General features: G+C 69.0%; 2 protein-coding genes and 2 pseudogenes. 1 reads left to right on the forward strand and 3 read right to left on the reverse strand.

Translation table 11 applies throughout. The features are described from left to right. Both VHS75_RS13340 and VHS75_RS13345 read right to left on the reverse strand, forming a co-directional pair. Positions 1-271: pseudogene (locus VHS75_RS13340) on the reverse strand (alpha-L-glutamate ligase); the annotation flags it as partial. A gap of 90 nt (positions 272-361) precedes the next feature. After that, entirely contained in the window at positions 362-1,312 is a 951-nt protein-coding gene (locus VHS75_RS13345; RefSeq protein ID WP_329639105.1) for a tetratricopeptide repeat protein, read from the reverse strand. A 299-nt stretch (positions 1,313-1,611) separates the two neighbouring features. Here VHS75_RS13345 and VHS75_RS13350 point away from each other — a divergent pair, with 299 nt between their 5' ends. Continuing rightward, a complete protein-coding gene (locus VHS75_RS13350; protein WP_329639106.1) occupies positions 1,612-1,782 on the forward strand; it encodes a hypothetical protein in 171 nt (56 codons plus the stop codon). Between the two features lie 155 nt (positions 1,783-1,937). Here VHS75_RS13350 and VHS75_RS13355 read toward each other — a convergent pair. Continuing rightward, positions 1,938-2,229: pseudogene (locus VHS75_RS13355) on the reverse strand (hypothetical protein); the annotation flags it as partial.

Raw genomic sequence — 2,229 nt, forward strand, 5'->3', positions numbered from 1 at the left:
AGACGCCCGGCCCATTGATCACCCGCGCGCCCAGCGATTGCCAGTGGTCCAGCGCGGCCATGGAGTAGTAGAGCGCATGCTCCTCCTGGCGCAGGAAGGACGACATGGCCAAACGGTTGAGGATCACCGGCGCGGGCAGGGTCCGACCCGCCGGGTCGAAGCAATGGCTCTGGATCTCAAGGGCGGCCCAGGCCAGGCCCCGACGGTCGAGGGCGCGGAACAGAGGCTCGCACCACTGCGGGTGCTCATAGAACACGACGAGATCGGCCAAGGGACAGGACTCCGGGCGGGTAAGTGAAGCGGCCGTCCGGCTCGGCGCGTCATCAGGCGCGCCGAGCCGGGCGAAGGATGCGGTGGGACGTCAGCCCTTGTCGGGGTCGTGACCGATATCGATCCACCGCCGGAGTTCCTCGGCGTCCGCACAACCGTAGGCGCAGAGCCTATCGAGACGGGCGAGCATCAGCTTGGCGCCGGCGACGTCGCCGCGCACGACCTTCAGCTCGCCATAGTACTCCAGCGCGCCGATGTGCTTGGGGTCGATCGCCAGGGCTTGCCGGTAGAAGGTCTCCGCCCGGTCATAATCGCCCTTCTTGCGCCAGGAGAAGCCCTGGTAGGTGAGGATATCCGGAAGAGGTCCGAACGTCGCCGCGGCGACCGACAGGGACGCCAGGGCCTCGTCATAGCGCTTCTCGTTGATCAGGCTGACCGCCTGCACATAGGCCGCATCACCTTTCCGGGGCCCGCCGAACAACATGGAGCCATCGAGCCTGGCGCTGGGCTTGGGCGGCCCGCTCGCCGCGGCGCTCATCGCGTCCTCAACGGCGGCGGTGAACGACTTGAGCCGGCCGGCGTCCGGGCAGCTTTCGCCGCAGGCCGAGGCACGGGCGGCCAGCCACTCCATCTCGGCCTTGGCCTTGGAGTCCTTCAGATTGGCGAGCGCGATGCCCAGGCCGGCATGGGCCTCGGCGTCGTCGGGCGTGAGCTTCGTGGCCCGCTCGTAGGCCTTGCGCGAGGCTCGCCAGTCGCGGTCCCCCGCGCGGGCGGCGCCCAACAGGCGCCAAGCGTCGGGATTCTTCGGGATCACCTCAGTGACATGCTCCGCCGCGCTGGCGGCGGCCTTGAACTGGTTGCCCTTCAGCGCGGCCACAGCCTTGGCGTATTCGGCCGACGGGTCGTACCGTGGCGCCGAGACGCTTGGCGGCGGACCCGACGATCCGCCGCTGCTGCCCCCGCCGCTGGCCAAGGCGACGCCGCCTCCCGCCAGCAACGCGAGCCCTCCGCCGATCACGGCGGCGTTCAAGATGCGTCGCATACAGATTCCCTTTCCAAGCCAAGGTTCGCGCGCCCTGCGGCCGAAGGCGCGCGCGCCAGGCCGTTGCAGGGGCCTCTCCCCAGGACACTCAGAGCCCCGGATTTATTCCTGGAAGCGCGGATCGACGGCGGCGATGGAACCCTGCGGGCCGTACGGAATGGCGCTGCGGATCCGCTGAACGGCGCAGGGATTCCGAACCGAGCGGCGATCTCGCGGCGCGCTTTGGCGGGATTTCGGATTTGGTAACACCCGCTGGTTACCGCTGCGGAACCCCAGAACGGGGACAAGGAGAAACCTGAATGTCTGTCTCTTCGATCTCGAGCGCGATCCCCACGCCACTGGCCCAAGCCGCCGCCGCACCGCCCCCGTCGCCCCGGACGGACAACGATGGTGACAACGACAACGGCGCGGCGGCGGTCAAGGCGAGCAATCCGGCCGGCGTGGGAACCAAGATCGATATCACCGCCTAGGCTCCGGGCGATGTCGGTGCGGGCAGCGCATCGATGTCCCGGAGTCTCCTTCGCGAACGCCCGCCGGCGGCATAGGCCTGGGCCGCGCACCGGTCAGGCGCCACGCGCAAGACTCCCCCACATCCAATCGCCCCCTCGGCCGCTTCCCAAGACGCCTAGCCGATCTTGAAGCGCACGAAGACCATCATGCCCCGAGGTTCCGCCGCCCCGTACAGCGGCGCCAAGGCTGAGGGCACGAAATTCCAGGCATAAAGCCCGCCCAACCCCACCTTCAACCCTTCGGCGATCGCCCAGTCGTGGATCGCGCCCAGCGAGACCTTGCCGACGGTGAAGACCGGGCCGTGATGGCCGCCGACCGCGGGGGTCAGCTCGTCGTTGTCCACCCGCTCGGCGCGGCTGAAGATCGTCCAGGCGGCGTTGGGCTTCAGCGCGCTTTCCAGCACCCAG

Source organism: Phenylobacterium sp. (assembly GCF_036264965.1).
GTDB lineage: Bacteria > Pseudomonadota > Alphaproteobacteria > Caulobacterales > Caulobacteraceae > Phenylobacterium.